We start from the raw sequence: 21819 nt of genomic DNA, 5'->3' as shown, positions 1-21819 counted from the left end.
AGTGGTCTATTCCTCATCCGCAACTTCCTGGTAGAGCAGCGCGTGCACCTTCTCGACGCCGGGCACGTCGGTGAACTCGAGCGGCTCCTCCGAAGCCGACTCGATCACCAGCGTGCCGCAGCCCAGCAGGCGCTCCAACGCCGTGTGGCGGAACTGAACGCTGTTGATGCGACTCATCGGGATGTCGATGCCCTGCCGGGAGAGCACTCCCTCGCGCACCAGCACCCGCCGTGTCGTGACGACGAAGTGCGTGGCGCGCCAGCGCACCACGGGTATCACCGTCAACCACACGACCAGCACGACCCCGACGACGCCGAGCCCGAGCCACGCCCAGGGGGCCCAGCTCTGTTCAGCGACCAGCGCCGCGAGGAAGCTCCCGATCCCCACGACGAGCAGCAGCACCAGCACCGGAAGCACCAGCATCTTCGCGTGCGGGTGCTTGTGCATGACAACCTGCTCGCCCGGGACGAGCAAATCGTCCGGATAGGCCACCCCGCCACCGTAGCGCCGGGTGAGGCGCTTCCGCAGGGACGCGCGAGCGGGGTCAGCCGGCCGGGCGAAGGTGCACGACGTCACCTGCGGCGACGGCGCGCCGGAGCCCGGCTGGGTCGAGCAGGAGCAACCGGCCGTCGGCGTCGACGTCCTCGGCGATGCCACGCAGCGCGGCACCGCCGGGCAGCTCGACGCGCACGTCGGAGCCGAGGCTCGCGCAGCCTGCGCGGTAGTCGGCGCGCAGCTTGACGGCGTCGGCGTCACCTCGCGCGGAACGCCAGGTGTCCTCGCGCGCGGCGAGGTGCGTGAGCAGCGAGCGCAGCACCGTCTCCCGGTCGAGCGGTGCCCCTTCGGCGGCGAAGGACGTCGAGCCGGGCTGGTCGGGCGGCGACGCCGAGATGTTGATCCCGATGCCGACGACGACGGCTGGGCGGCCGGGGTCGGCGACCTCGGCGAGGATCCCCGCGGCTTTGCGCTGCTCGGCGCCGAGCAGCAGGTCGTTCGGCCACTTGAGGCCGGCCTCCAGCGAGGTGAGCTCGCGGACGGTGTCGAGCACCGCCAGGCCCGCGAGCAGCGGCAGCCATCCGAACCGCGACGGCGGCACCCCGGCAGGGCGCAGCAGCACGCTCACCGCGACGCCCGCGCCGGGCGGCGAGATCCAGGTGCGCGCGAGCCTGCCACGGCCCGCTTCCTGGTGCTCCGCGATGAGCACCGTGCGGTCCGGCGCGCCTTCCGCCGCGGCCGCCATCAGGTCGGCGTTGGTCGATCCGGTGCTTTCGACCACGTCGAGCTGTGCCCACGGGCCGACGAGCGCGCTGCGCAGTGCGCCGGGATCGATGGGCCGGACGGTCCGGTTCATGCGGATGGACGCTACCGGCGCGGGCAGGTCGTCGCCGGGCCCGGCACGACCGTCCGCGTCGGACGGTGCGAACGCGTCGCCGGACGCGTCGCCCGCCCTGGGTGACGTGACGAAGACCCTCCTCCCCGCCGGTTACCGACGGGTTATGGTCTCTGCTCATGACCGCCGCCAAGGAGCCTGTCGCGGACGAGCCCGACATCCACACCACGGCAGGCAAGCTCGCCGACCTCCACCAGCGCATCGACGGCGCGGTGCACGCGGGGAGCGAGGCCGCTGTCGAGCGGCAGCACGCCAAAGGCCGCCAGACCGCGCGGGAACGCATCGACCAGCTGCTCGACCCCGGCTCGTTCGTCGAGCTCGACGCGCTCACGCGGCACCGGTCGACGAACTTCGGGATGGACGCCAAGCGGCCGTTCGGCGACGGCGTCGTCACCGGCACCGGCACCGTCGACGGCCGTCCCGTCGCCGTGTTCAGCCAGGACGCCACGGTGTTCGGCGGCGCGCTCGGCGAGGTGTACGGCGAGAAGATCGTCAAGGTGATGGACCTCGCGACGAAGGTCGGCTGCCCGGTCATCGGCATCAACGACGGCGGCGGCGCGCGCATCCAGGAGGGGGTCGTCGCGCTCGGGCTGTACGGCGAGATCTTCGTCCGAAACGTGCGCAGCTCGGGTGTCGTGCCGCAGATCTCGCTGGTCATGGGCGCGTGCGCGGGCGGCGCGGTGTACTCGCCCGCCATCACCGACTTCACGATCATGGTCGACGAGACCAGCCACATGTTCATCACCGGCCCCGACATCATCAAGACGGTCACCGGGGAGGTCGTCGACTTCGAGGAGCTCGGCGGCGGGCGCACGCACAACACGAAGTCCGGCGTGGCGCACTACCTCGCCGACGACGAGGCCGACGCGTTCGGCTACGTCAAGGAGCTGCTGAGCTTCCTGCCCTCGAACAACCTGTCCGAGCCACCGGTCTTCCCCGCCCCGGAGCCCACGGAGGGCGACATCGGGGACGCGCTCACCGACTCGGACCTGGAGCTCGACACGATCATCCCGGACTCGCCGAACACCCCGTACGACATCCGGGATGTGATCAACCGGGTGCTGGACGACGGCGAGTTCCTCGAGGTGCACGAGCTGTTCGCACCCAACATCGTCGTCGGGTACGGGCGGGTGGACGGCCGGTCGGTCGGGATCGTCGCCAACCAGCCGATGCAGTTCGCCGGCTGCCTCGACATCGACGCCTCCGAGAAGGCGGCGCGGTTCGTGCGCACCTGCGACGCGTTCAACATCCCCGTGCTCACGTTCGTCGACGTCCCCGGCTTCCTGCCCGGCACCGAGCAGGAGTGGAACGGGATCATCCGCCGGGGCGCCAAGCTGATCTACGCGTACGCGGAGGCGACCGTCCCGAAGGTCACGGTGATCACCCGCAAGGCGTACGGCGGCGCGTACGACGTCATGGGGTCCAAGCACCTCGGCGCCGACATCAACGTGGCGTGGCCGACGGCGCAAATCGCCGTCACCGGCGCGGCCGGCGCCGTCAGCATCCTCTACCGCAAGGAGCTGTCGGGCCTGTCCGGCGACGAGCTGGCCGCGCGGCGCTCCGAGCTGCAGCAGGAGTACGAGGACACCCTCGCCAACCCCTATATCGCCGCCGACCGCGGCTACATCGACGGGGTCATCCCGCCGTCGCACACCCGCGGCTACGTCGCGCGGGCGCTGCGGCTGCTGGCGACCAAGCGCGAGGCGGTCCCGCCGCGCAAGCACGGGAACATCCCGCTCTGATGGCGGACGGCGACACGGGCCACGAGCCCAGCCCCGAGGAGCGCAGAGCGCTCTTCCACATCGTCCGCGGCACGCCGTCGGACGAGGAGCTGGCCGCGGTGACCGTCGTGCTGGCCGCCGCGGCATCGGCGGGCGGCGGTGATGCGCCCGACGCCCGGCAACGGGACCGCTGGTCGGACCCGGCCGCGGCGCTGCGCACCGTGCTCTCCCCCGGGCGCGACGCCTGGCGCAGCACCTACTGGCCCCGCTGACGGACTACCTCAAGTCCTCGTCAACTTCCTCGACCCCGCGGTGTGACTGGCCACACACTGAGCGGGACGGATCCGGTAGGCGCTTCCGAAGTGGACGCCCCGCCCGTCCCTGTCGAGGAGGTCCGAGGTGAACACAATCGTCATCGTCGTACTCGCACTCATGCCGTTCGTGTTCGCCGCGGCGGCCATGATCTTCGGCAACCGGCGCCCGCGGCGTCGCTCCGACTCGGACCTGTTGACGGTCCGCTAGACAACTGCTCGCCGGCGGCGGTCACCCATCGGGTGCCCGCCGCTTCGGCATGCCTTTCACCTGCGGAAACGCTGAAAATTCGACACCTCAAGTCCTCGCAAAGAACGTGGCGCAGGTCGCACCGGGCTTCGCACACTTCTCCCTGACGGCACGCGGTGGCCACTTCCGGGGGGAAGCCCGAAAACCGCGGCCGGAAGGAGGATCGACATGAACACCTTGATCATCATGGCGGTGCTCGGCATGGCCGTGCTGGTGGTGCTCGGCCTGATCATCAGCAGGTTGTCCGGATCCGGGACGCGGGCGCCCCGACGCACCCGCAGGTCCCGCGGCGGGCACGCGGCCGTCTACGGCACGACTGCCGACGGCGGCAGCTACGACACCTCCTCCGGCCACCACGGCCACCACGGCGGCAGCGACCACGGCAGCTCGGGCGGTTGGGGTGGCTGGGGCGGCGACGGTGGTGGCGGTTGGGGCGGCGGTGACAGCGGCGGAGGGGGCGGCTGCGGAGGGGGCGGCGGCTGCGGCAGCGGCTGACACGGCAGCGGCTGACACGGCAGCGGCTGACACCGCAGGGCCGTGTTCAGGAAGTCAGGGTCGATGCTCTTCGTGATCCAGATCGTCGCCGGCAAGGCGCCGCCGCGAGCCGTCGTACTGAGTACCCGGTCGTGGCGGCAACGCCGCCAGCGGCGATCTGGGCGCGAAGAGCGCGATCAGGACTTTCTGAACACGGCCTCGGGAGGGGGTCCACCCACGGGTGGACCCCCTTCTCCATCCACAACCAACCCGCGGGCCGACGTCCGGCGCAGCCGATCGGCGCAGGCTCGACCGCATGGACATCCTCTCCTTCCTGATCCCGGCCGCCGCACTCGTCTGGGTGGTCTCCCGGCAGTTCGTCGGCCGCTACGTGTCGATGCGTCGGACCGCGGTGGTGCCGCTGGTGCTGGTCGTGCTGGGCGTCGCCGAGGCCACGAGCGCCCACCTGCACTGGAGCTGGCTCGCCATCGCGGTCGTCGGGATCGACCTGCTGATCACCGCGGCGCTCGGCGCGGTGCGGGGCGGCGCGACCGCGCTGACACTGCGCGAGGGGTACCTCTACCAGCGCGGCGGTGTGCTCAGCCTCGTGCTCTGGCTCATCTCGATCGCGACCAGGATCGGCGTCGCCGTACTGTTCGCCGGCAGCTCGGCCGAGCCCGCGCTCACCGCGACGCTCATGGTCTCGATCGGCATCAGCCTCGCCGCCCAGTTCGCCGTGCTCGCCGTGCGCGTCCGGGCCGACGGCCGCCCGCTGCGGCCGGCCGATCGACGTGGCGCGACGGCCGGGTCCACACTGCCTCGGTGAGGACGGACCCGGTGCCGATGCGCCGCATCGTCAACGTCGGCTGGCTGGTGGTCGTGCTGGTCGCGACGTTCTCGGGGACGGTCCCGATGGCGCACCCGGTGCTGGCGGCGATCGCCTCGGCGATCGCCGCCGCCGGCTGGTTGGTGATCGCCTTCCGGCTGCAGCGGCCGCCGTGGCTCGTCCCGGTGGCCATCGTGGTGGTCGCGGCGGGCGGGGTGGCCGCGCTCGCGGCCGTGGGCACCTGGTCGACCCCGCTCGGGTTCTGCTTCTTCGCCGTGCTGTCCGCCGGGGTGCGGCTGCCGATGCTGCCGGCGGTCGGGCTGTACGTCGGGATGGCGGTCGCGCTGGTCTTCGTTCTGCATGCGGAGTGGGCACCGGGCGATGCGCTGGTGGTGCTCGCCCTCGGCGTGATGCTCTCGATCGGAATGGTCCGCAGGGAGAACGAGCGGCGCGCCGAGGAGCGCGAGATGGCACAGGTCTCCGCGGCGCGTGTGTTGGAGGAGCAGGCCCGCTCCGCGGCGCTCGCCGAACGCGCACGCATCGCCCGCGACGTGCACGACGTGCTCGCCCACTCGCTCTCGGCGCTCGCCGTCCAGTTGCAGGGCGCGCGGCTCATGCTGCACCGCGACGGCGCGCCCGCCGACACGATCGCGCAGGTCGAGCGCGCCCAGCACCTCGCGACCGAGGGCCTCGCGGAGGCGCGGCGGGCGGTCGCTGCGCTGCGCACCGAGCCCGTCGACCTGGCGAAGGGCCTGCAGGCGCTCGTCGCGGCGGCGCCCGGCGCGACGCTGGAGATCGTCGGCGACGGGCCCGCGCTGGACGCTGCCGCACGCGAGACCGTCCTGCGCACGGCGCAGGAGTCGCTCACGAACGCCCGCAAGCACGCCGAAGGGCAGCCGGTGCGGGTCCGCCTCACCCACCTCGACGACGCCACCGAGCTCGTCGTCCACAACGCGGGCCCGACCGACGAGCCCCGGACCGGCGGCTACGGTCTCATCGGGATGGCGGAACGGGCCGCGCTGGCCGGAGGCACCGTCGAGGCGGGAGCGGTGGAGGACGGATGGCAGGTGCGGTTGGTGCTGCCGGCGACGCCGGTGCCGTGAGCGACCTGCGGGTGGTGCTCGCCGACGACCAGCGGATCGTGCGCGACGGGCTGGTGACGCTGCTCGGCCTGCTCCCCGGGATCGTGGTGGTCGGCGCTGCCGCCGACGGCGACGAGGCCGTCGCGATGGTCGCCGCGCAGGCGCCGGACGTCCTGCTCACCGACCTGCGCATGCCCGGCTGCGACGGCGTGTGCGCCACCCGCAGGGTCCGGGCCGAGCACCCCGCCACCGCCGTCGTCGTCCTCACGACCTACGCCGACGACGACACCGTCGTCACGGCCCTGCGGGCCGGAGCAGTCGGCTGGCTGTCCAAGGACGCCGACGCCGAGGCCATCGGCCGCGCCCTGCGCTCGGCGGCCGACGGCCAGTCGACGATCGACAGCGAGGCGCTCGCCCGGCTCGTCGCCGCCCGGCCGGGCCCGCCCGCCGTCCCGCCCGACGGGCTGACCGTGCGGGAGGCGGAGGTGCTCGGCCTGATCGCAGGCGGGCTCTCCAACACCGAGATCGCGCGGCGGCTCGTCGTCAGCGAAGCCACCGTGAAGACGCACATCAACAACCTGTTCGCCAAGGCGGGCCTGCGCGACCGCGCGCAGGCCGTCGGATACGCCTACCGGCACGGGCTCGTCGCCGAGTGAAGGAGCGCAATGCTCAAGTGGCTGATCGTCATCGCCGTGTGCCTGCTGGTGTTGTGGATCTTCTACCGCTTCGCGACGGCGTCGAAGGCCGGCGGCGGCACGCGGCGCGGCAACGGCGGCTACAGCGGTTCCGACAGCGGCGGTGACGGCGGCGCGGACAGCGGGAGCGACAGCGGTGGCAGCAGCGACGGTGGAGGCGGCGGCGACAGCGGAGGCGGCGGCGGGGGCGGCGGCGACTGACCCGTAGGGTCTGCGGCCGTGCGCGTCGTGCTGGCATCGGCCTCCCCCGCCCGGCTCGGGATCCTGCGATCCGCCGGGCTCGACCCGGTCGTCGAGATCGCCGACCTCGACGAGAACGCGCTGCTCGAGACCATGCCGGCGGCCTCGCCAGGCGAGAAGGTCACCGCACTCGCCTCGGCCAAGGCGACGGTCGTCGCGCGGCGGATCGCCGCGACCCACCCGGACGCCGTGGTGATCGGCTGCGACTCGATGCTGCACATCGGCGGGAACCTCGTCGGCAAGCCGGCCGGTCCCGACGAGTTCCGCTCGCGGTGGACCACGATGGCGGGCGGCACGGGTGAGCTGGTCACCGGGCACGCCGTGCTGCGCATGTCCGACGGCGACATCGACCGGGTCGCGGAGGGCCACGCCGGCACCGGCGTCCGCTTCGGCGACCCGAGCCCGGCCGAGCTCGACGCGTACCTCGCGACCGGCGAGCCGCTGCGGGTCGCCGGCGCGTTCACCCTCGACGGGTTCGGCGGCTGGTTCGTCGAGGGCATCGACGGCGACCCGTCCAACGTGATCGGCCTCAGCCTCCCGCTGACCCGCAAGCTGCTGTCCTACGTCGGGGTGACCGTGACGGATCTCTGGCGGCGGGAGCCTGTTCGCCAGGACTAGCCTTCCGGGCATGGCGCTGCAGAACGACACCGACCCGAAGCTGGCCGCGTACGCCCACCCGGAGCGGCTCGTCACGACCGAATGGCTCGCCGCGAACCTCGGCGCCGACGGCCTCGTGGTCGTCGAGTCCGACGAGGACGTCCTGCTCTACGAGACGGGGCACATCCCGGGCTCGGTGAAGGTCGACTGGCACACCGAGCTGAACGACCCCGTCACCCGCGACTACGTCGACGGCGCCCGGTTCGCCGAGATCTGCGGTGAGCGCGGGATCGGCCGCGACACCACCGTCGTCTTCTACGGCGACCGCAACAACTGGTGGGCCACCTACGCGTTGTGGGTGTTCTCCCTCTTCGGGCACGCGGACGTGCGGATCCTCGACGGCGGGCGGGCCAAGTGGGTCGCCGAGGGCCGCGAGATGACCACCGAGCAGTCCAAGCCGACCCCGGCGCAGTACCCCGTCGTCGAGCGGGACGACACCACGATCAGGGCGTTCAAGGACGACGTGCTCGCGCACCTCGGCAAGCCGCTCGTCGACGTCCGCTCCCCCGGTGAGTACTCGGGCGAGCTGCTGCACATGCCCGACTACCCGCAGGAGGGCGCGGTGCGCGGCGGGCACATCCCCGGCGCGGCGAGCGTGCCGTGGGCCCGCGCGGCCGCAGAGGACGCCACGTTCAAGCCGCGGGCCGACCTGGAAGCCATCTACCAGCAGGAACAGGGCCTCTCGCCGGCCGACGACGTCGTCGCGTACTGCCGGATCGGCGAGCGCTCCAGCCACACGTGGTTCGTGCTGACGCACCTGCTCGGCTTCGGGAAGGTCCGCAACTACGACGGCAGCTGGACCGAGTGGGGCAACTCCGTGCGCGTGCCCATCGTCCAGGGCAGTGAGCGCGGGACGGCATGACGCTGCCGCCGCAGCTCGCGGAGCTGGTGGACGAGTTCGCCGAGGTCGGGCCGCGCGACCGGTTGCAGCTGCTGCTCGAGCTGAGCGACGAGCTGCCCGAGCTGCCGCCGCGGTACGCCGACGCGGCGGACACGATGGAGCAGGTCCACGAGTGCCAGTCGCCGCTGTTCCTCGCGGTGGAGGTGGAACCCGACGGCGACCGGCTCGTGCACCTGTTCTTCTCCGCGCCCCCGGAGGCGCCGACGACCAGGGGTTTTGCGTCCATCATGCGCACCGGGCTCGACGGTGAGCCGGCCGCCGACGTGCTCGCCGTCCCCGACGACTTCTACGTCGCGCTGGGGTTGGCGCAGGCCGTGAGCCCTCTGCGGCTGCGCGGGATGGCAGCGATGCTGGCGCGGATCAAGAACCAGGTCAGGACGGCAACGGCGGCCTGACCTTTCGTCGACCTCAAAAGGATCTCAAGCAGCACGGCGGCGAACCTCAAGTCCTTGTGAAGTTCGTTCCCACGCAGCGTGTCGGTGCACACACTGTGAGGCGTCTCATAAAGACGGCTCAGGAGGTGTGATGAAGGCACTCGCAGCCACAGGCGACACCTGGGGCATCGACGGCACGACCTTCCTCGTCGCCTACGTCGTGCTCGCGGTGGTCGTGCTCATCGCCGCGATCCGCAAGCGCGCCGCGCTCGCCGACCCGGTGAGCAAGACCTCTCGCGACGCAGGCGACATCGTTGCCCGGCCGCACGACCTCGCCTACCTCAACGGCGGCCGCGCCCTCGCGGTCGTCTCGGCGCTCAGCTCGTTGCGGCTCGCCGGCGCGATCACCTCGAAGCGCGGGAACGTCAAGGCGGTCCCCCGCGTCGACCCTGGCTCCGACCTGCTCGAACGCGCTCTCTACAAGGGGGCGACGTCCCGGCAGTCGCGCTCGCGCCTCGCCCACCTGTGGGAGGTATCCCATGCGCTCGGGGCGATCGAGGGCCGGCTTGTCGCCGACGGGCTCCTGCTCACGGGGAAGCAGCGCAGCGCGATCCGCAAGGTCGGCGTGTGGATGCTCGCCGTCGCCGGGTTCGGGCTGGTCCGGCTGCTGGCCGGCATCGCCGAGGCCCGCCCGGTCGGTTTCCTGCTGCTCGCGCTCATCGGCGCGGCCGTCGTCGCGCTCGTCCTGATGACCCGCGCCCCGGAGCGCAGCGGCGCCGGCAACCGGCTGCTCACCCGGCTGCGCACCGAGCACGAGGACCTCTCGCCGTCGATGCACCCCGATTGGCACGTGTACGGGCCGGCGGGGGCCGTGCTCGGCATCGGGCTGTTCGGCACCAGCGCGATGTGGGCGTCCGACCCCGCCATGGCCGAGGAGTTCGCGGTGCAGCGGGCGTCGTCGTTCGGGGGCGGTGGCGACGGGTACGCCGGCGGCAGCTGCGGCAGCGGTGACGGGGGCGGCGGCGGTGGGGGCGGCGGCGGATGTGGTGGCGGCGGAGGTTGCGGGGGTTGACATGACCACGGTGACGGGGATGGGCATCGGATGGCGCCCGGAAATCAGCGGCTGGGTCGCGAGCCTGCCGCAACTCGGGTTCTGCGAGCTCATCGCCGAGTCGATCTCTCCCGCAGGTCTGCCTCGAGGGGTGGCCGACCTGCGGGAGCGCGGTATCCCGGTGATCCCGCACGGCGTGCGGCTCTCGCTGGGATCCGCGGAGACCGTCGAGGCCGGACGGGTCGCGCACCTCGCCGCGTGCGCCGGCGCGCTCGGAGCGCCGCTGGTGAGCGAGCACATCTCGTTCACCCGCGCCGGCGGGCGCGACGCCGGCCACCTGCTGCCGGTGCCGCGCACCCGCGAGGCGCTCGACGTGCTCACCAGGAACATCCGCCGCACCCAGGCGGAGCTGGACGTCCCGCTCGCGCTGGAGCCGATCGCGGCGCTCTTCGACTGGCCCGACGACGAGTACAGCGATCCGGACTTCCTGCACGAGCTGCTGGAACGGACCGGCGCGATGCTGCTGCTCGACGTCGCCAACGTGCACGCCAACGCGCTCAACCGGGGCCAGGACGCGCACGACGTGCTCGCCCGGTTCCCGCTCGACCAGGTGGCGTACGTGCACGTCGCAGGCGGTGCGGAGCACGACGGGCTGTACCACGACACGCACACCGCACCCGTACCGCAGGAGGTGCTCGACCTCGTCGCGCACCTCGTCGAGCGCACCGCCGGCCCGCCGCCGATGATGCTGGAGCGCGACGGCCGCTACCCGCCGGCCGCGGAGCTGGAGGCCGAGCTGGCGGCGATCGCGGGCTCGGCGGGGCACCTCGCACCGGCCGGCACCCGATGAGCGGCGGGCTGGCCGAGCGGCAGGCCGAGCTGGTCGCGGCGCTCGTCGCGGGGGCTCCGTTCCCGGAGGGGTTCGACACCCGCCGGATCGAGGCGACCCGGCGTTCGCTGCTGCGCAAACGCGCCATCGAGGCCGCGAAGGCATGGCCGCTGCTCGCGGCGTCGCTCGGGGACGGCTGGCCCGCGACGTTCGTCCGGCTGCGTGAAGGGAACCCGCCGGTCGGCGCGCTGCGCGACGGCTGGGAGGTCGCCCGCGCCATCCGCGGGAGCACCGGCCTCACCCCCGCGGCAGCGGACGAGCTGGCCCTCTGGAACGCCCGCCTGCGCTACGACGGCACCGGCGACCCCCGCCCCCGCCACCTCGTCGGCCTCCGCACCACACTGCTGCGACTGCGCCGCCGCTGAGCCGCCGCTGACGACCCGGCCCGCGCCACCCGAACTTGCCCACCGTTTTGCCAACCTGCACGCCGTTGCGGGTGTGCAGGTTGGCAAAACGGTGGGGACATCCGCGCCGGCCGTCACCGACGCCACACCCGGCGGCGCCCCGCACATGCCTAAACTCCCCGGTAACAAACGCGCCGGCGCGGGTTGCCGGCGTCCGCGAGGCAGCTCATCGAGCCACAGGGAGGCCGGCCGTGCCGCGATTGACCAAGGTTCTTGTCGCGAACCGCGGGGAGATCGCCGTCCGGGTCATCAGGGCATGCCGCGACGCCGGCCTCGCCAGCGTTGCCGTCTACGCCGACCCCGACCGCGACGCACCCTTCGTCCGGCTCGCGGACGAGGCCTTCGGCCTCGGTGGCAGCACCGCCGCGGAGTCCTACCTCGACTTCGACAAGGTCATCGACGCCGCGCGGCGCTCCGGCGCCGATTCGGTCCACCCCGGATACGGCTTCCTGTCCGAGAACGCCGACTTCGCCCAGGCCGTCATCGACGCCGAGCTCGTCTGGATCGGGCCGACACCGCAGGCGATCCGGGACCTCGGCGACAAGGTCACCGCCCGCCACATCGCCACCCGCGCCGGCGCGCCGCTCGTCCCCGGCACCAACGACCCCGTCGCCGACGCCGACGAGGTCGTCGCGTTCGCCGAGGAGCACGGGCTGCCCGTCGCCATCAAGGCGGCGTTCGGCGGGGGCGGGCGCGGGATGAAGGTCGCGCGCGAGCTCAAGGAGATCCCCGAGCTGTTCGACTCCGCGGTCCGCGAGGCCACGGCTGCGTTCGGCCGAGGCGAGTGCTTCGTGGAGCGCTACCTCGACAAGCCGCGCCACGTCGAGGCGCAGGTGCTCGCCGACACCCACGGCAACGTGATCGTGGTCGGCACCCGCGACTGCTCGCTGCAGCGCCGGTTCCAGAAGCTCGTCGAGGAGGCCCCGGCCCCGTTCCTCTCCGACGAGCAGCGCGCGACCATCCACGAGGCCGCCAAGGCGATCTGCAAGGAGGCGGGCTACCACGGCGCCGGCACCGTCGAGTTCCTCGTCGGGCAGGACGGCCTGATCTCGTTCCTCGAGGTCAACACGCGTCTGCAGGTGGAGCACCCGGTCTCGGAGGAGACGAGCGGGCTCGACCTCGTCCGCGAGCAGTTCCGCATCGCCGAGGGCGAGCAGCTCAACCTGCTGGAGGACCCGGAACCGCGCGGGCACTCCATCGAGTTCCGCATCAACGGCGAGGACGCCGGGCGCGGCTTCCTCCCGGCGCCGGGCACCGTCACGTCGATCTCGTTCCCGGCCGGGCCCGGGGTCCGCGTCGACGCGGGTGTCGAGGCCGGGTCGGTGATCGGCGGCCAGTTCGACTCGCTGCTCGCCAAGCTGATCGTCACCGGTTCCGACCGGCCCCAAGCCCTCGAACGGGCCCGCCGCGCGCTTGCCGAGTTCCAGGTCGAGGGCATGGCGACGGTGCTGCCGTTCCACCGGCTCGTCGTCAGCGACCCGGCGTTCGCCGACGACTTCACCGTGCACACCCGCTGGATCGAGACCGAGTGGGACAACACGGTCGAGCCGTTCACCAGTGCTGCGGAGGGCGACGACGAGCAGGCGCCGCGCCAGACGGTGGTCGTCGAGGTCGGCGGGCGGCGGCTGGAGGTCTCGCTGCCGGGCGATCTCGCGCTCGGCGGAGGCAGCGCCGGTGGTGGTGGCGGTGCGGCGAAGGGCGCGCCCCGCAAGCGCAACGCGGGCAAGGGCGGCGCAAAGGTGTCCGGCGACGCGGTCACCGCCCCGATGCAAGGCACGATCATCAAGGTGGCGGTGGCCGACGGTGACACGGTCGCGGCGGGCGACCTCGTCGTCGTGCTCGAGGCGATGAAGATGGAGAACCCCGTCACGGCACACAAGGACGGGACCATCACCGGCCTGACCGCAGAGCAAGGCAGTTCCGTCTCCCAAGGCACCGTGATCTGTGAGATCAAGGACTGACCTCCTTGCTTGCTCCATCCGGAGACAATCCGGCGACGATGCGTTGACGCCCGCCCGACGCCGATTTAACTTCGGCTGGCCAGGTTCATTCCACAGCGACCCCGCACCGTGCTGGACAAGTGCATAGCGGAAAGCAGTGACGCAACCCGTGTGACCACAACCACGGGGCCCGGTTCCTCACGTTCGCCACGCAGGCACAGCCGCGCCGCGAACACGCCCTCCCACATCGGCGAGCTGGATCCGTCATGCCCCCTGACCTGTCCTTCATCACGACCCACATCCACGTCGACGGGCCGATCCCCGGCCCGCACTCCCTGCTCAGCGTCCACGCCGTGGCCAAAGGTCACGGCCGCGACCAGATCGGTACGTTCGCCACGAACGTGCGGGAGCTGCCCGGCGCCACCTTGCACCCGGTCGCATTCCAGAATTGGCGGCGACGGGCCGAGGATTGGCTGACGACCCGCCGGAACAGCCACCCACCTGCCGTCGCGATGACCGCTTTCACCCGCTGGATCCACGATCTGCCGGGCCCGAAAGTGCTCGTCGCCGACACCACCCACCAGGATTTCTTGTTCCTCTTCTGGTATTTGCAACGCTTCACCGGGAAATGGCCTTTCGCCCGGGTGAGCACGGAAGTGGACCACGACGAGCGGCTCGAATGTGCGGCGTTGTGCCCGCTGGTCGGGTGTCGCGAAACCTCGACCACGCTGGTACCTACGACGTGAACGGCGGAGGCCGGTGCGCCCGCGGACGCACCGGCCTTTGCCGTTCAAGCGGGTTTCAGCTGGTCAGCTCCTTGCGACCGGCGACGGCACCGGCCACGCCGGCCACCACCGTCACCCCGGCGAGGATGATCGCGATGAGGCCGAAACCGCCGATCAGCAGGCCGACGCCGGCCGAGACGACACCGACCGCGAGCCCGGTGCGCGCGACCGTGGCACAGGTCCGGCTGCGGGTGATGATCCGTGCGGCGCCCGCGGTGAGGGCGATGGCGAGCAGGCCGCTCAGCCACGCCAGCATCACCGTCGGCGGGAACACGATGTAGGCGGCGTCGTCCACGACCTGCGCGCCGACCCCGGCGATCAGTGCGGCGACAACCGGGATGTCGTTGGTGGTCTGCCCGGTCCGTGTGGTCATGCGTCAACGATGCGACGCCGGCCGCCCCTGGACATCGGGGATGTCCCGGAGCCGACCCCTGCGTCCGTTCGGTCGAGGATTCAGTCGAGGTCGCCGTGGCGCATCAGCTGCCGGCCCGCCTCGGTGATCGAACCGGAGAGCGACGGGTACACCGAGAACGTGTAGGCGAGATCGTCCACCGTCAGCCCGTTCTGGACGGCCAGCGCGATCGGCAGGATCAGCTCGCTCGCGACGGGCGCGACCACCACACCGCCGACGACAACACCCGTCGCCGGGCGGCAGAACAGCTTCACGAAGCCGCGACGCAGCCCCTGCATCTTCGCGCGCGGGTTCGTCGAGAGCGGCAGCATGATCGTGCGGGCCGGCACCTCACCCGCGTCGATCGCGCGCTGGCTGATGCCGACCGTAGCGATCTCGGGACGGGTGAACACCGCCGCCGCCACCGTCTTCAGCTTGATCGGCGCAACGCCCTCGCCGAGGGCGTGCCACATCGCGATTCGGCCCTGCATGGCCGCGACGGACGCGAGCATGAGCACGCCGGTGCAGTCGCCGGCCGCGTAGACGCCCGGCACGGTGGTACGCGAGACGCGGTCGACCGGGATGAACCCGCCACGGCCCGTCTCGATGCCGATCTTCTCGATGCCGAGGTCGGTGGTGTTCGGCACCGAACCGACCGTCATCAGCGCGTGCGACCCGGTGACCGTCCGGCCGTCGGAGAGCGTGACGACCACGCCGTCGCCGTCGCGACGCACCGACTCGGCCCGCGCTTGCGCGAGGATCGTGACGCCGCGCTCGGCGAAGACGTCCTGGAGGACGGCGGCCGCGTCGGCGTCCTCGCCGGGGAGCACGCGGTCGCGGCTGGAGACCAGCGTGACCCTGGCGCCCAGCTCGACGTAGGCGGAGACGAACTCGGCGCCGGTGACGCCGGAGCCGACGACGACGAGGTGTTCCGGCAGGTCGGCGAGGTCGTACAGCTGGCGCCACGTGAGGATGCGCTCGCCGTCGGGCCGGGCGTCGTCGAGGACGCGTGGGGTGGCGCCGGTGGCGATCAGGACGACGTCGGCCGGCAGCTCCTCGCGGCCGCCGTCGGCCGTGCGGGCCTCGATGAGGTGCGGCGCGCGCCCCGACGGCTCGTCGCTGAACGCCGCCGTGCCGCGGACGATCCGCACACCTTCGCGCTCGACGCGGGCCCGGACGTCGGCGGACTGCGCCTGCGCGAGCCCCTTCACCCGCGCGTTGACCACGGGAAGATCGACGCCGAGGGCCGAGCGGTCGGCCGTGAGCCCCAGGTCCGGAGCGCGGTGCAGGTCGACGCGGATGCCGGCGGACGAGATGAACGTCTTCGACGGCACGCAGTCGTCCAGCACGCACGCACCGCCCATCCCGTCGCGCTCGACGACGGTGACGTCACTGCCGTGCTGCGCGGCCACGAGGGCCGCCTCGTAGCCGGCCGGGCCACCGCCCATGATCACGATGCGCGTCACGGGGACGCCTCCTTACCGCAGTCCGGGTTGCCCGATCACGGTACGCGGGAGTGGCCGCACTACTCTGTGGCGGTGCCGTTGTACGCCGCCTACGGGTCGAACATGGACCCCGCCCAGATGAAGGAGCGCGCCCCGCACTCGCCGATGGCGGGTACCGGGTGGTTGATGGGCTGGCGCCTGACGTTCGGCGGTGAGGACTACGCCTGGGAAGGCGCGCTCGCCACGGTCGTCGAGGACCCCGACTCGCAGGTCTTCGTCGTCCTGTACGACGTCCCCGACCACGACGCGGCCCAGCTCGACCGCTGGGAAGGCGGCGAGCTCGGCCTCCACAAGAAGCTGCGGCTGCGCGTGCACACGCTCGAGGGCGACGTGCTGGCGTGGATCTACGTCCTCAACGCCTACGAGGGCGGCCTCCCGAGCGCCCGCTACCTCGGCGTACTCGCCGACGCCGCCGAACTGGCCGGCGCCCCCGACGACTACGTCTCGGCCCTACGCAACCGCCCGAGCACGAAATCCCTCTAGCGCGCCGCCAGGCGAGTCGACACCTCTGGCACGGTGAGTCGACACCTCTGGCACGGTGAGTCGACACTTCGGGCACGGTGAGTGGCGCGTATCGACACAGCGCCGACCGTCGCTCAAGCGGCCATCCACGCGTATCCGCGCCGCGTGAACGCCGAGCGCAGCTCCGACGCAAGGCGCCTGGAATCGGTGAGGTCGACACTCGTGGCTCGAACGACGAGCCAGCCTCGCCGGCGAAGATCTTCGTAGCGGGCTTCGTCTGCACGTTCACGACCGACATGGGCGGCATAGCCGTCGTATTCAACCGCGATGCGGAGCGATGGCCATGCCAGATCAAGGCGGTAGACCTCGCGCCCATCGAGATCGCAGAGCGGCCAGTTGACCTCCGCCAACGGGAAACCTTGCTCGACGAGGATCATCCGCAGCCAGCTCTCGGCGATCGACTCCGCTCGCGGCGACGCCAGATCCAGGAGGTCCGATCCGCGGACTGTGCCGCGGATATCACCGATGGCGTGCCGACGGCGGATGTGTTCCAAGATCCTTCTTCGGGTCGGCTCGTGATCGTCTCCCGCACGGCGCAGCACCTCATCGGCGAGAGCGAGCGCGTTCGCCGGCCGCTCATCGCACAGGATGTCCGCCGTGACGCGCTCCAGCGACAGCATTCGCAATCCATCGCGCAGGACGACGTCATCAGCGAAGTAGGAACCCCGATGTGTCACCAGCCCGTCCCGACCGCGGAAACGGCAGCTGTACGGCACGACGACATGGGTCGTCGGCGCAGTGATGGCGACGCATCCGTGCAGCGCGGAGGCCGTCGGGCCGGTGAGCACGGCGTCAGGTCCAGAGGCGAGGAGAGCCGCGGTTGCCCTCGTACGTGGATCGAGAAGCCGCTCCGACTCGACGAGGACGCCTCGCCACAGCGGGTGCAGGAGGCCGTTCACGATCGCGTCCCGAAGCCGGCGCCGACCCAGCCGAAGGCTGAGATCAACCCGCAGGTGAGCTCCATGGAGTCCGTACGGCAGTTCGAGCATGCAACCGACGATGAGGCCAGCGCACCGCGCCGCGGCAACGACTTCGAATCTGTGGACAAGTCGGGGTCCATGTGGATAACTCGCACCGGCGTCGTCGGTTTCCCGCGTCAGACGTGGCGACTCGCCGTGTCAAGGGTGTCGACTCACCGTGCTGAAAGTGTCGACTCACCGTGCTGAAAGTGTCGACTCACCGTGCTGAAAGTGTCGACTCACCTGCTGCGCCGCGCGGCAGCGCGCGGCGCAGGGTGGGGTGGGCGGCCCGTCAGGCGGTGAGGGCGTTGAGGGCTGCGTTCGTGAGGACTCGGACGCCGAAGGGGAGGGCGCGTTCGTCGATGTCGAAGGTCGGCTGGTGGATGTCGCGCATGGGGCCGCTGCCGGACCAGACGCCGAGGCGGGCCATCGCGCCGGGGACGTGTTCGAGGTACCAGGCGAAGTCCTCGCCGCCGCTGGACTGCTCGGTGCTGGTGCTGGCTTCGGCGCCGAGGGTGGCGACGGCGGCGTCGGCGAGCATGCCGGCGCTGACCGCTTCGTTGACGACGGGCGGCACGCCGCGGGTGTGTTCGAGGACGTACCCGACGCCGAGCGGGGCCAGCACGGCGTCGACCAGCATGCTGACGGTCGACTCCAGCTCCTCCCACGTGGCGTGGTCGGCGGTGCGGAGGGTGCCGCGCAGCACGCCGTGCTGCGGGATGGCGTTGGCGGCCTCACCGGCCTGCACGGCGCCCCACACCAGCACGGTGCCGGAGCGCGGGTCGACGTGGCGGGTGAGCAGCATCGGCAGCTGCGAGATCAGCTGCCCGAGCGCCAGCACGAGGTCGGCGGTGAGCTGGGGACGGGCGGTGTGCCCGCCGGGCGAGGTGAGCCGGATCTCCAGCAGGTCGCACGCGGAGGTGATGGGCCCGACCCGGGTGCCGAGGCGGCCGACGGCCAGCCGCGGGTCGCAGTGGAGCGCGAAGATGCGCTGGACGCCCTCGACGGCGCCGTCGGCGACCATGTCGAGCGCGCCGCCGGGCTGGATCTCCTCGGCCGGCTGGAAGATCAGCCGGACGCGGCCGGGCAGCGCGGGCGCCGAGGCCAGCGCGAGGCCGGCACCGAGGACCATCGCGGTGTGCGCGTCGTGGCCGCACGCGTGCATGACGCCATCGACGGTCGAGGCGAACGGCAGCGCGGTGTCTTCCTGCAGCGGGAGCGCGTCGATGTCGGCGCGCAGCGCCACACAACGCTCGCCGTAGCCGATGTCGCAGACGAGGCCGGTGCCTCCGGGGAGCGTGCGGGGCTCGAGACCGGCGGCCATGAGCAGGCCGGCGATCATCGCGGTGGTGCGGTGCTCGGCGCGGCCGAGCTCGGGGGATGCGTGGATGGCACGGCGCCATGCCACGACGTCGCTGGTGTGCGCGGCGAGCCATGCGTCGAGCCAGGCCGGGCCGCTGCCCGCGCCGAGGTCGACGGTCTCCGTGCCCGAGTTGGGCACGATGTCTGTATGTGCGTCCACGAGCGTCACCGGGCACCGCCCGCTCGGGTGGAAACAGGAGCGGTCGCCGGACGGCTTCGGCCGGTTGCCACGCGCACTTGTCTGTCGTGCATCTGACAATGGTGCTCACCCGGACGGCGGTGTACCAACCCGAATCGGTCGCTTTGCGGAAACGCTCGCCAAGGGGTTGCGGATCTGCTGCGGACGGGCAAGCGGCTGCCGACGAACGGTTGCGTCCACGTGCGACGAACGGGCGAAGACACCGTTCGTCGCAGGTCGAGGACGTACGGCGCAGCCTTCACATTGCTGGGTTTACCCGCCCGTCGCCGCACGGATGCGCCATCGGGCGAGGTCAGCCATTGGGGTGGCGGTAGCACCCGAGCAGGGGGTCGACCGCGCTGTGTGATCGGCGGCTGGTCAGAATGGGCACTGTGTCGGAGGGTAGCCCGGAGGGCGACCAGGAGCGCCGGATCGGCGGCCGCTATCGCCTGTCCTCCCATCTGGGCAGCGGGGCCATGGGCACGGTGTGGTCCGGCTACGACGAAGTGCTGCAGCGCAGGGTCGCCATCAAGGAGCTGAAGGTGCCCCACGGCATCCCCTCCCAAGAGGCTGCCGACATGCGCGAGCGCATGATGCGCGAGGCCCGCGCGCTGGGTGGGCTCTCGCACCCGAACGTCATCACGGTGTTCGACGTCGTCGACGTCGAGGGCGAGCCGATGGTCGTCCTGGAGCTCGTCCCCTCCCGCAACCTCGCGGAGATGATCGGCGACCACGGCGCGCTGTCCACCCGCCAGGTGGCCGCGGTCGGGTACGCGACGGCCGGCGGGCTGAAGGCCGCGCACCGCGCGGGGATCACCCACCGGGACGTCAAGCCGGGCAACGTGCTCGTCGCGGACGACGGCCGGGTCAAGCTCACCGACTTCGGGATCGCGCGCAACGTCGCCGACGCCCCCATGACCAGCGCGGGCCTCGTGCTGGGCTCCCCCGCGTACATCGCGCCGGAGGTCGCTGCGGGCCAGGCGGTCACGCCGGCCGCCGACCTGTGGGGCCTGGGCGCGACGCTGTTCGCCGCGCTGGAGGGCCGCCCGCCGTACGACGTGCACGGCGACCCGGTCTCCACGATCACCGAGGTGGTCGACGGCGAGGTGCCGCGCCCCCGCGCGACCGGCGCCGTCGCCGAGGTCATCGCGGCGCTGATGGTGAAGGACCCGTCCGCGCGGATGCCGCTCGAGCAGGTCCGCATCCGGCTGCGCCCGCTCATCGACGACCCGGACGACCCGATGTACCCGGGTTCGCCCGACGCGCCGACGATGGAGTCGGCGATCACCGTGCCCGCCCAGTCGCGGGCGGCTCGGCGGGTCTCGCCGGTGACGGGCTCGCACGCCTCGCTCTCCGCGTCGCCGCTCGCCGCCGACCCGGGTCCGCTCCCCGTCGCCCCACGGGGCGGTGGCGGGATCGGGCCGGGGTCGCTCGGCACGATGCCGCGCCAGCCGCTCGTGCCGCCGCCACCGCCGCGGCGGTCGGCCGGTTCCGCGGCCGGGCTCGTGCTCGCCGGTGCGCTCGTGGTGCTCGTCGGGATCTCCGGTGGTTGGGTCGCCACCCGCCTCATCGGCGGGCAGTCGCCGCTGACCACCGTGAACGTGACGGCGCCCGGTGCGTCGCTGCACGTCTACGTCGACGATCTCGGGTTCACGCTGTCGGTCCCCGATGGCTGGACGGAGTACCGCAACGAGCCGAACGGTGCCCCCGCCTCGGTCAGCTTCACCAGCCCCGACGGCGCGGAGGCGCTGACGGTGGAGGCGGCGCCGTCGGTGTACGAGGCGCAGACGTCGGCGCTTAGCGCGACCAGCGTCCTGCTCGGGAACCCGATCCCGACCGCGGGACGCAACGGCGAGCTCGACATGACGTTCGGCTCGAAGGACACCACGTCGTGGCGTCGGATCGTGCCGCACGCCAAGGGCGTCTGGACGGTCACGTTGACTGTGCCGAGGGCCGCGGCGCACTCCGGCTCCGACGAGCTGTTCCAACGGATCGCCAACGGGTTCAGCGCCGCACCGCCCGCCTAGGCCGTGTTTAGAAAGTCCTGATCGCGCTCGACCCTGACTTCCTAAACACGGCCTGACCCACACGTAGGCTGCGCGGCATGAGCGCCCCCGCCGACGCGGCAGCAGCGATCGCCGCCGCAACGAACGTCCCCGCCCACGACGTCGCCGTCGTACTCGGCTCCGGATGGCGGCCGGCGGCCGACCTGCTCGGCGAGCCGTCCCACGAGCTGGCCATGGCCGAGCTGCCCGGCTTCGTCGCACCGACCGTCGCAGGCCACGGCGGCACGATCCGCTCGGTGCTGGTCGGCGAGCGCAGGGTGCTGGTCATGCTCGGCCGCACGCACTTCTACGAGGGGCTGGGCGTCGAACCGGTCGTGCACGGCGTGCGCACCGCGGCCGCCGCGGGCTGCCGGACGGTCGTGCTGACCAACGCCGCGGGCGGCATCCGGGAGGGCATGCACGTCGGTGAGCCGGTGCTGATCAGCGACCACATCAACCTGACGGCGACGTCACCGCTGGTCGGGCCCCGCTTCACCGACCTGACCGATCTGTACTCGCCCAAGCTGCGCTCGATCGCGAAGGAGATCGACCCTTCGCTGAACGAGGGCGTCTACGCAGCGCTGCCCGGCCCGCACTTCGAGACTCCGGCGGAGATCCGCATGCTGCGCGGGCTCGGCGCCGACCTCGTGGGCATGTCGACGGCGCTGGAGGCGATCGCGGCCCGCGCGGAGGGCTGCGAGGTCTTCGGGCTGTCGCTCGTCACGAACCTGGCCGCGGGCATCACCGGAGAGCCGCTCGACCACCACGAGGTGCTGGCGGCAGGGGCCGCGTCCGCCGGCCGGATGGGGGCGTTGCTGCGCGATCTGGTCGGTCGCTCGTGACAGCCGTGCTCTCGTCGACCTTGCG

At 72.1% G+C, this 21819-nt stretch carries 25 protein-coding genes; 19 read left to right on the top strand and 6 right to left on the bottom strand.

Annotation, left to right across the window (positions count from 1 at the left end; genetic code table 11):
- Positions 1-6: 6 nt before the first annotated feature.
- Together LL648_RS19030 and LL648_RS19025 are read right to left on the bottom strand one after the other, a co-directional pair.
- On the bottom strand, positions 7-492 hold the full coding sequence (locus LL648_RS19030) for a PH domain-containing protein (protein ID WP_232663933.1): 486 nt from the start codon (positions 490-492) through the stop codon (positions 7-9).
- Positions 493-544: 52 nt separating this feature from the next.
- Complete coding sequence (locus tag LL648_RS19025; protein WP_232663932.1) at positions 545-1351, bottom strand: biotin--[acetyl-CoA-carboxylase] ligase; 807 nt, start codon at positions 1349-1351, stop codon at positions 545-547.
- A gap of 158 nt (positions 1352-1509) precedes the next feature.
- On the opposite strand from LL648_RS19025, the gene LL648_RS19020 reads away from it, so the two are divergent.
- The 16 genes from LL648_RS19020 to LL648_RS18950 all read left to right on the top strand — a co-directional run bounded on the left by LL648_RS19020 (position 1510) and on the right by LL648_RS18950 (position 13951).
- A complete protein-coding gene (locus LL648_RS19020; protein WP_232663931.1) occupies positions 1510-3132 on the top strand; it encodes an acyl-CoA carboxylase subunit beta in 1623 nt (540 codons plus the stop codon).
- The gene (locus LL648_RS19015) at positions 3132-3383 is read left to right on the top strand and encodes an acyl-CoA carboxylase subunit epsilon (protein ID WP_232663930.1); all 252 of its coding nucleotides are present in this window, start codon (positions 3132-3134) and stop codon (positions 3381-3383) included. The genes LL648_RS19020 and LL648_RS19015 overlap by 1 nt, the downstream gene beginning before the upstream one ends.
- 127 nt (positions 3384-3510) lie before the next feature.
- On the top strand, positions 3511-3633 hold the full coding sequence (locus LL648_RS44145; protein WP_255685860.1) for a hypothetical protein: 123 nt from the start codon (positions 3511-3513) through the stop codon (positions 3631-3633).
- Positions 3634-3840: 207 nt separating this feature from the next.
- The gene (locus tag LL648_RS19010) at positions 3841-4167 is read left to right on the top strand and encodes a hypothetical protein (RefSeq protein ID WP_232663929.1); all 327 of its coding nucleotides are present in this window, start codon (positions 3841-3843) and stop codon (positions 4165-4167) included.
- 295 nt (positions 4168-4462) lie between these two features.
- On the top strand, positions 4463-4972 hold the full coding sequence (locus LL648_RS19005) for a hypothetical protein (protein WP_232663928.1): 510 nt from the start codon (positions 4463-4465) through the stop codon (positions 4970-4972).
- Positions 4969-6075 (top strand): sensor histidine kinase, encoded by a 1107-nt coding sequence (locus LL648_RS45265; RefSeq protein WP_232663927.1) that lies wholly within the window; start codon positions 4969-4971, stop codon positions 6073-6075. The genes LL648_RS19005 and LL648_RS45265 overlap by 4 nt, the downstream gene beginning before the upstream one ends.
- On the top strand, positions 6033-6710 hold the full coding sequence (locus LL648_RS18995; RefSeq protein ID WP_232663926.1) for a response regulator: 678 nt from the start codon (positions 6033-6035) through the stop codon (positions 6708-6710). Before LL648_RS45265 ends, LL648_RS18995 begins: the two co-directional genes overlap by 43 nt.
- Positions 6711-6719: 9 nt before the next feature.
- A complete protein-coding gene (locus LL648_RS18990; protein WP_232663925.1) occupies positions 6720-6950 on the top strand; it encodes a hypothetical protein in 231 nt (76 codons plus the stop codon).
- Positions 6951-6968: 18 nt separating this feature from the next.
- Positions 6969-7607, top strand: a complete 639-nt coding sequence (locus LL648_RS18985; protein WP_232663924.1) for a Maf family protein — start codon at positions 6969-6971, stop codon at positions 7605-7607.
- Between the two features lie 10 nt (positions 7608-7617).
- On the top strand, positions 7618-8508 hold the full coding sequence (locus tag LL648_RS18980; protein WP_232663923.1) for a sulfurtransferase: 891 nt from the start codon (positions 7618-7620) through the stop codon (positions 8506-8508).
- On the top strand, positions 8505-8942 hold the full coding sequence (locus tag LL648_RS18975) for a SufE family protein (protein WP_232663922.1): 438 nt from the start codon (positions 8505-8507) through the stop codon (positions 8940-8942). The genes LL648_RS18980 and LL648_RS18975 overlap by 4 nt, the downstream gene beginning before the upstream one ends.
- Positions 8943-9072: 130 nt before the next feature.
- On the top strand, positions 9073-9993 hold the full coding sequence (locus LL648_RS18970) for a TIGR04222 domain-containing membrane protein (protein WP_232663921.1): 921 nt from the start codon (positions 9073-9075) through the stop codon (positions 9991-9993).
- Position 9994: 1 nt separating this feature from the next.
- Positions 9995-10822 (top strand): DUF692 domain-containing protein, encoded by an 828-nt coding sequence (locus LL648_RS18965; protein ID WP_232663920.1) that lies wholly within the window; start codon positions 9995-9997, stop codon positions 10820-10822.
- Positions 10819-11226, top strand: a complete 408-nt coding sequence (locus LL648_RS18960) for a hypothetical protein (RefSeq protein ID WP_232663919.1) — start codon at positions 10819-10821, stop codon at positions 11224-11226. The genes LL648_RS18965 and LL648_RS18960 overlap by 4 nt, the downstream gene beginning before the upstream one ends.
- Positions 11227-11456: 230 nt before the next feature.
- Positions 11457-13226, top strand: coding sequence for an acetyl/propionyl/methylcrotonyl-CoA carboxylase subunit alpha (locus tag LL648_RS18955; RefSeq protein WP_232663918.1), 1770 nt, complete (start codon positions 11457-11459; stop codon positions 13224-13226).
- A 245-nt stretch (positions 13227-13471) separates the two neighbouring features.
- Entirely contained in the window at positions 13472-13951 is a 480-nt protein-coding gene (locus LL648_RS18950; protein WP_232663917.1) for a hypothetical protein, read from the top strand.
- 55 nt (positions 13952-14006) lie between these two features.
- On the opposite strand, the gene LL648_RS18945 is transcribed toward LL648_RS18950, so the two are convergent.
- Both LL648_RS18945 and LL648_RS18940 read right to left on the bottom strand, forming a co-directional pair.
- Entirely contained in the window at positions 14007-14363 is a 357-nt protein-coding gene (locus tag LL648_RS18945) for a hypothetical protein (RefSeq protein WP_232663916.1), read from the bottom strand.
- Between the two features lie 80 nt (positions 14364-14443).
- Positions 14444-15847: an NAD(P)H-quinone dehydrogenase gene (locus LL648_RS18940; RefSeq protein WP_232663915.1), complete on the bottom strand. Its 1404-nt coding sequence runs from the start codon at positions 15845-15847 to the stop codon at positions 14444-14446.
- Positions 15848-15919: 72 nt separating this feature from the next.
- Between LL648_RS18940 and LL648_RS18935 the strand changes: the two genes are divergently transcribed.
- Positions 15920-16369 (top strand): gamma-glutamylcyclotransferase, encoded by a 450-nt coding sequence (locus tag LL648_RS18935; RefSeq protein ID WP_232663914.1) that lies wholly within the window; start codon positions 15920-15922, stop codon positions 16367-16369.
- A 113-nt stretch (positions 16370-16482) separates the two neighbouring features.
- Here the strand turns inward: LL648_RS18935 and LL648_RS18930 are convergent, their stop codons facing one another.
- Both LL648_RS18930 and LL648_RS18925 read right to left on the bottom strand, forming a co-directional pair.
- On the bottom strand, positions 16483-17397 hold the full coding sequence (locus LL648_RS18930; RefSeq protein ID WP_232663913.1) for a hypothetical protein: 915 nt from the start codon (positions 17395-17397) through the stop codon (positions 16483-16485).
- Positions 17398-17659: 262 nt separating this feature from the next.
- A complete protein-coding gene (locus LL648_RS18925; protein ID WP_374112073.1) occupies positions 17660-18898 on the bottom strand; it encodes an amidohydrolase in 1239 nt (412 codons plus the stop codon).
- A 401-nt stretch (positions 18899-19299) separates the two neighbouring features.
- On the opposite strand from LL648_RS18925, the gene LL648_RS18920 reads away from it, so the two are divergent.
- Entirely contained in the window at positions 19300-20934 is a 1635-nt protein-coding gene (locus LL648_RS18920) for a serine/threonine-protein kinase (protein WP_232663911.1), read from the top strand.
- A 77-nt stretch (positions 20935-21011) separates the two neighbouring features.
- Positions 21012-21794 (top strand): purine-nucleoside phosphorylase, encoded by a 783-nt coding sequence (locus LL648_RS18915; RefSeq protein WP_232663910.1) that lies wholly within the window; start codon positions 21012-21014, stop codon positions 21792-21794.
- Positions 21795-21819: the final 25 nt, after the last annotated feature.

This window comes from Pseudonocardia sp. TRM90224, assembly GCF_021245725.1.
Classification (GTDB): Bacteria; Actinomycetota; Actinomycetes; order Mycobacteriales; family Pseudonocardiaceae; genus Pseudonocardia.
This window is presented reverse-complemented; position numbering and strand designations above follow the sequence as displayed.

Coding starts and splice junctions, on each gene's coding strand:
- LL648_RS18995 (WP_232663926.1), top strand. CDS start 6,033: ATGGCAGGTGCGGTTGGTGCTGCCGGCGACGCCGGTGCCGTGAGCGAC.
- LL648_RS19010 (WP_232663929.1), top strand. CDS start 3,841: ATGAACACCTTGATCATCATGGCGGTGCTCGGCATGGCCGTGCTGGTG.
- LL648_RS18980 (WP_232663923.1), top strand. CDS start 7,618: ATGGCGCTGCAGAACGACACCGACCCGAAGCTGGCCGCGTACGCCCAC.
- LL648_RS19020 (WP_232663931.1), top strand. CDS start 1,510: ATGACCGCCGCCAAGGAGCCTGTCGCGGACGAGCCCGACATCCACACC.
- LL648_RS18945 (WP_232663916.1), bottom strand. CDS start 14,363: ATGACCACACGGACCGGGCAGACCACCAACGACATCCCGGTTGTCGCC.
- LL648_RS18990 (WP_232663925.1), top strand. CDS start 6,720: ATGCTCAAGTGGCTGATCGTCATCGCCGTGTGCCTGCTGGTGTTGTGG.
- LL648_RS18915 (WP_232663910.1), top strand. CDS start 21,012: ATGAGCGCCCCCGCCGACGCGGCAGCAGCGATCGCCGCCGCAACGAAC.
- LL648_RS18970 (WP_232663921.1), top strand. CDS start 9,073: ATGAAGGCACTCGCAGCCACAGGCGACACCTGGGGCATCGACGGCACG.
- LL648_RS18975 (WP_232663922.1), top strand. CDS start 8,505: ATGACGCTGCCGCCGCAGCTCGCGGAGCTGGTGGACGAGTTCGCCGAG.
- LL648_RS19005 (WP_232663928.1), top strand. CDS start 4,463: ATGGACATCCTCTCCTTCCTGATCCCGGCCGCCGCACTCGTCTGGGTG.
- LL648_RS18965 (WP_232663920.1), top strand. CDS start 9,995: ATGACCACGGTGACGGGGATGGGCATCGGATGGCGCCCGGAAATCAGC.
- LL648_RS18950 (WP_232663917.1), top strand. CDS start 13,472: ATGCCCCCTGACCTGTCCTTCATCACGACCCACATCCACGTCGACGGG.
- LL648_RS18930 (WP_232663913.1), bottom strand. CDS start 17,397: ATGCTCGAACTGCCGTACGGACTCCATGGAGCTCACCTGCGGGTTGAT.
- LL648_RS19015 (WP_232663930.1), top strand. CDS start 3,132: ATGGCGGACGGCGACACGGGCCACGAGCCCAGCCCCGAGGAGCGCAGA.
- LL648_RS18960 (WP_232663919.1), top strand. CDS start 10,819: ATGAGCGGCGGGCTGGCCGAGCGGCAGGCCGAGCTGGTCGCGGCGCTC.
- LL648_RS19025 (WP_232663932.1), bottom strand. CDS start 1,351: ATGAACCGGACCGTCCGGCCCATCGATCCCGGCGCACTGCGCAGCGCG.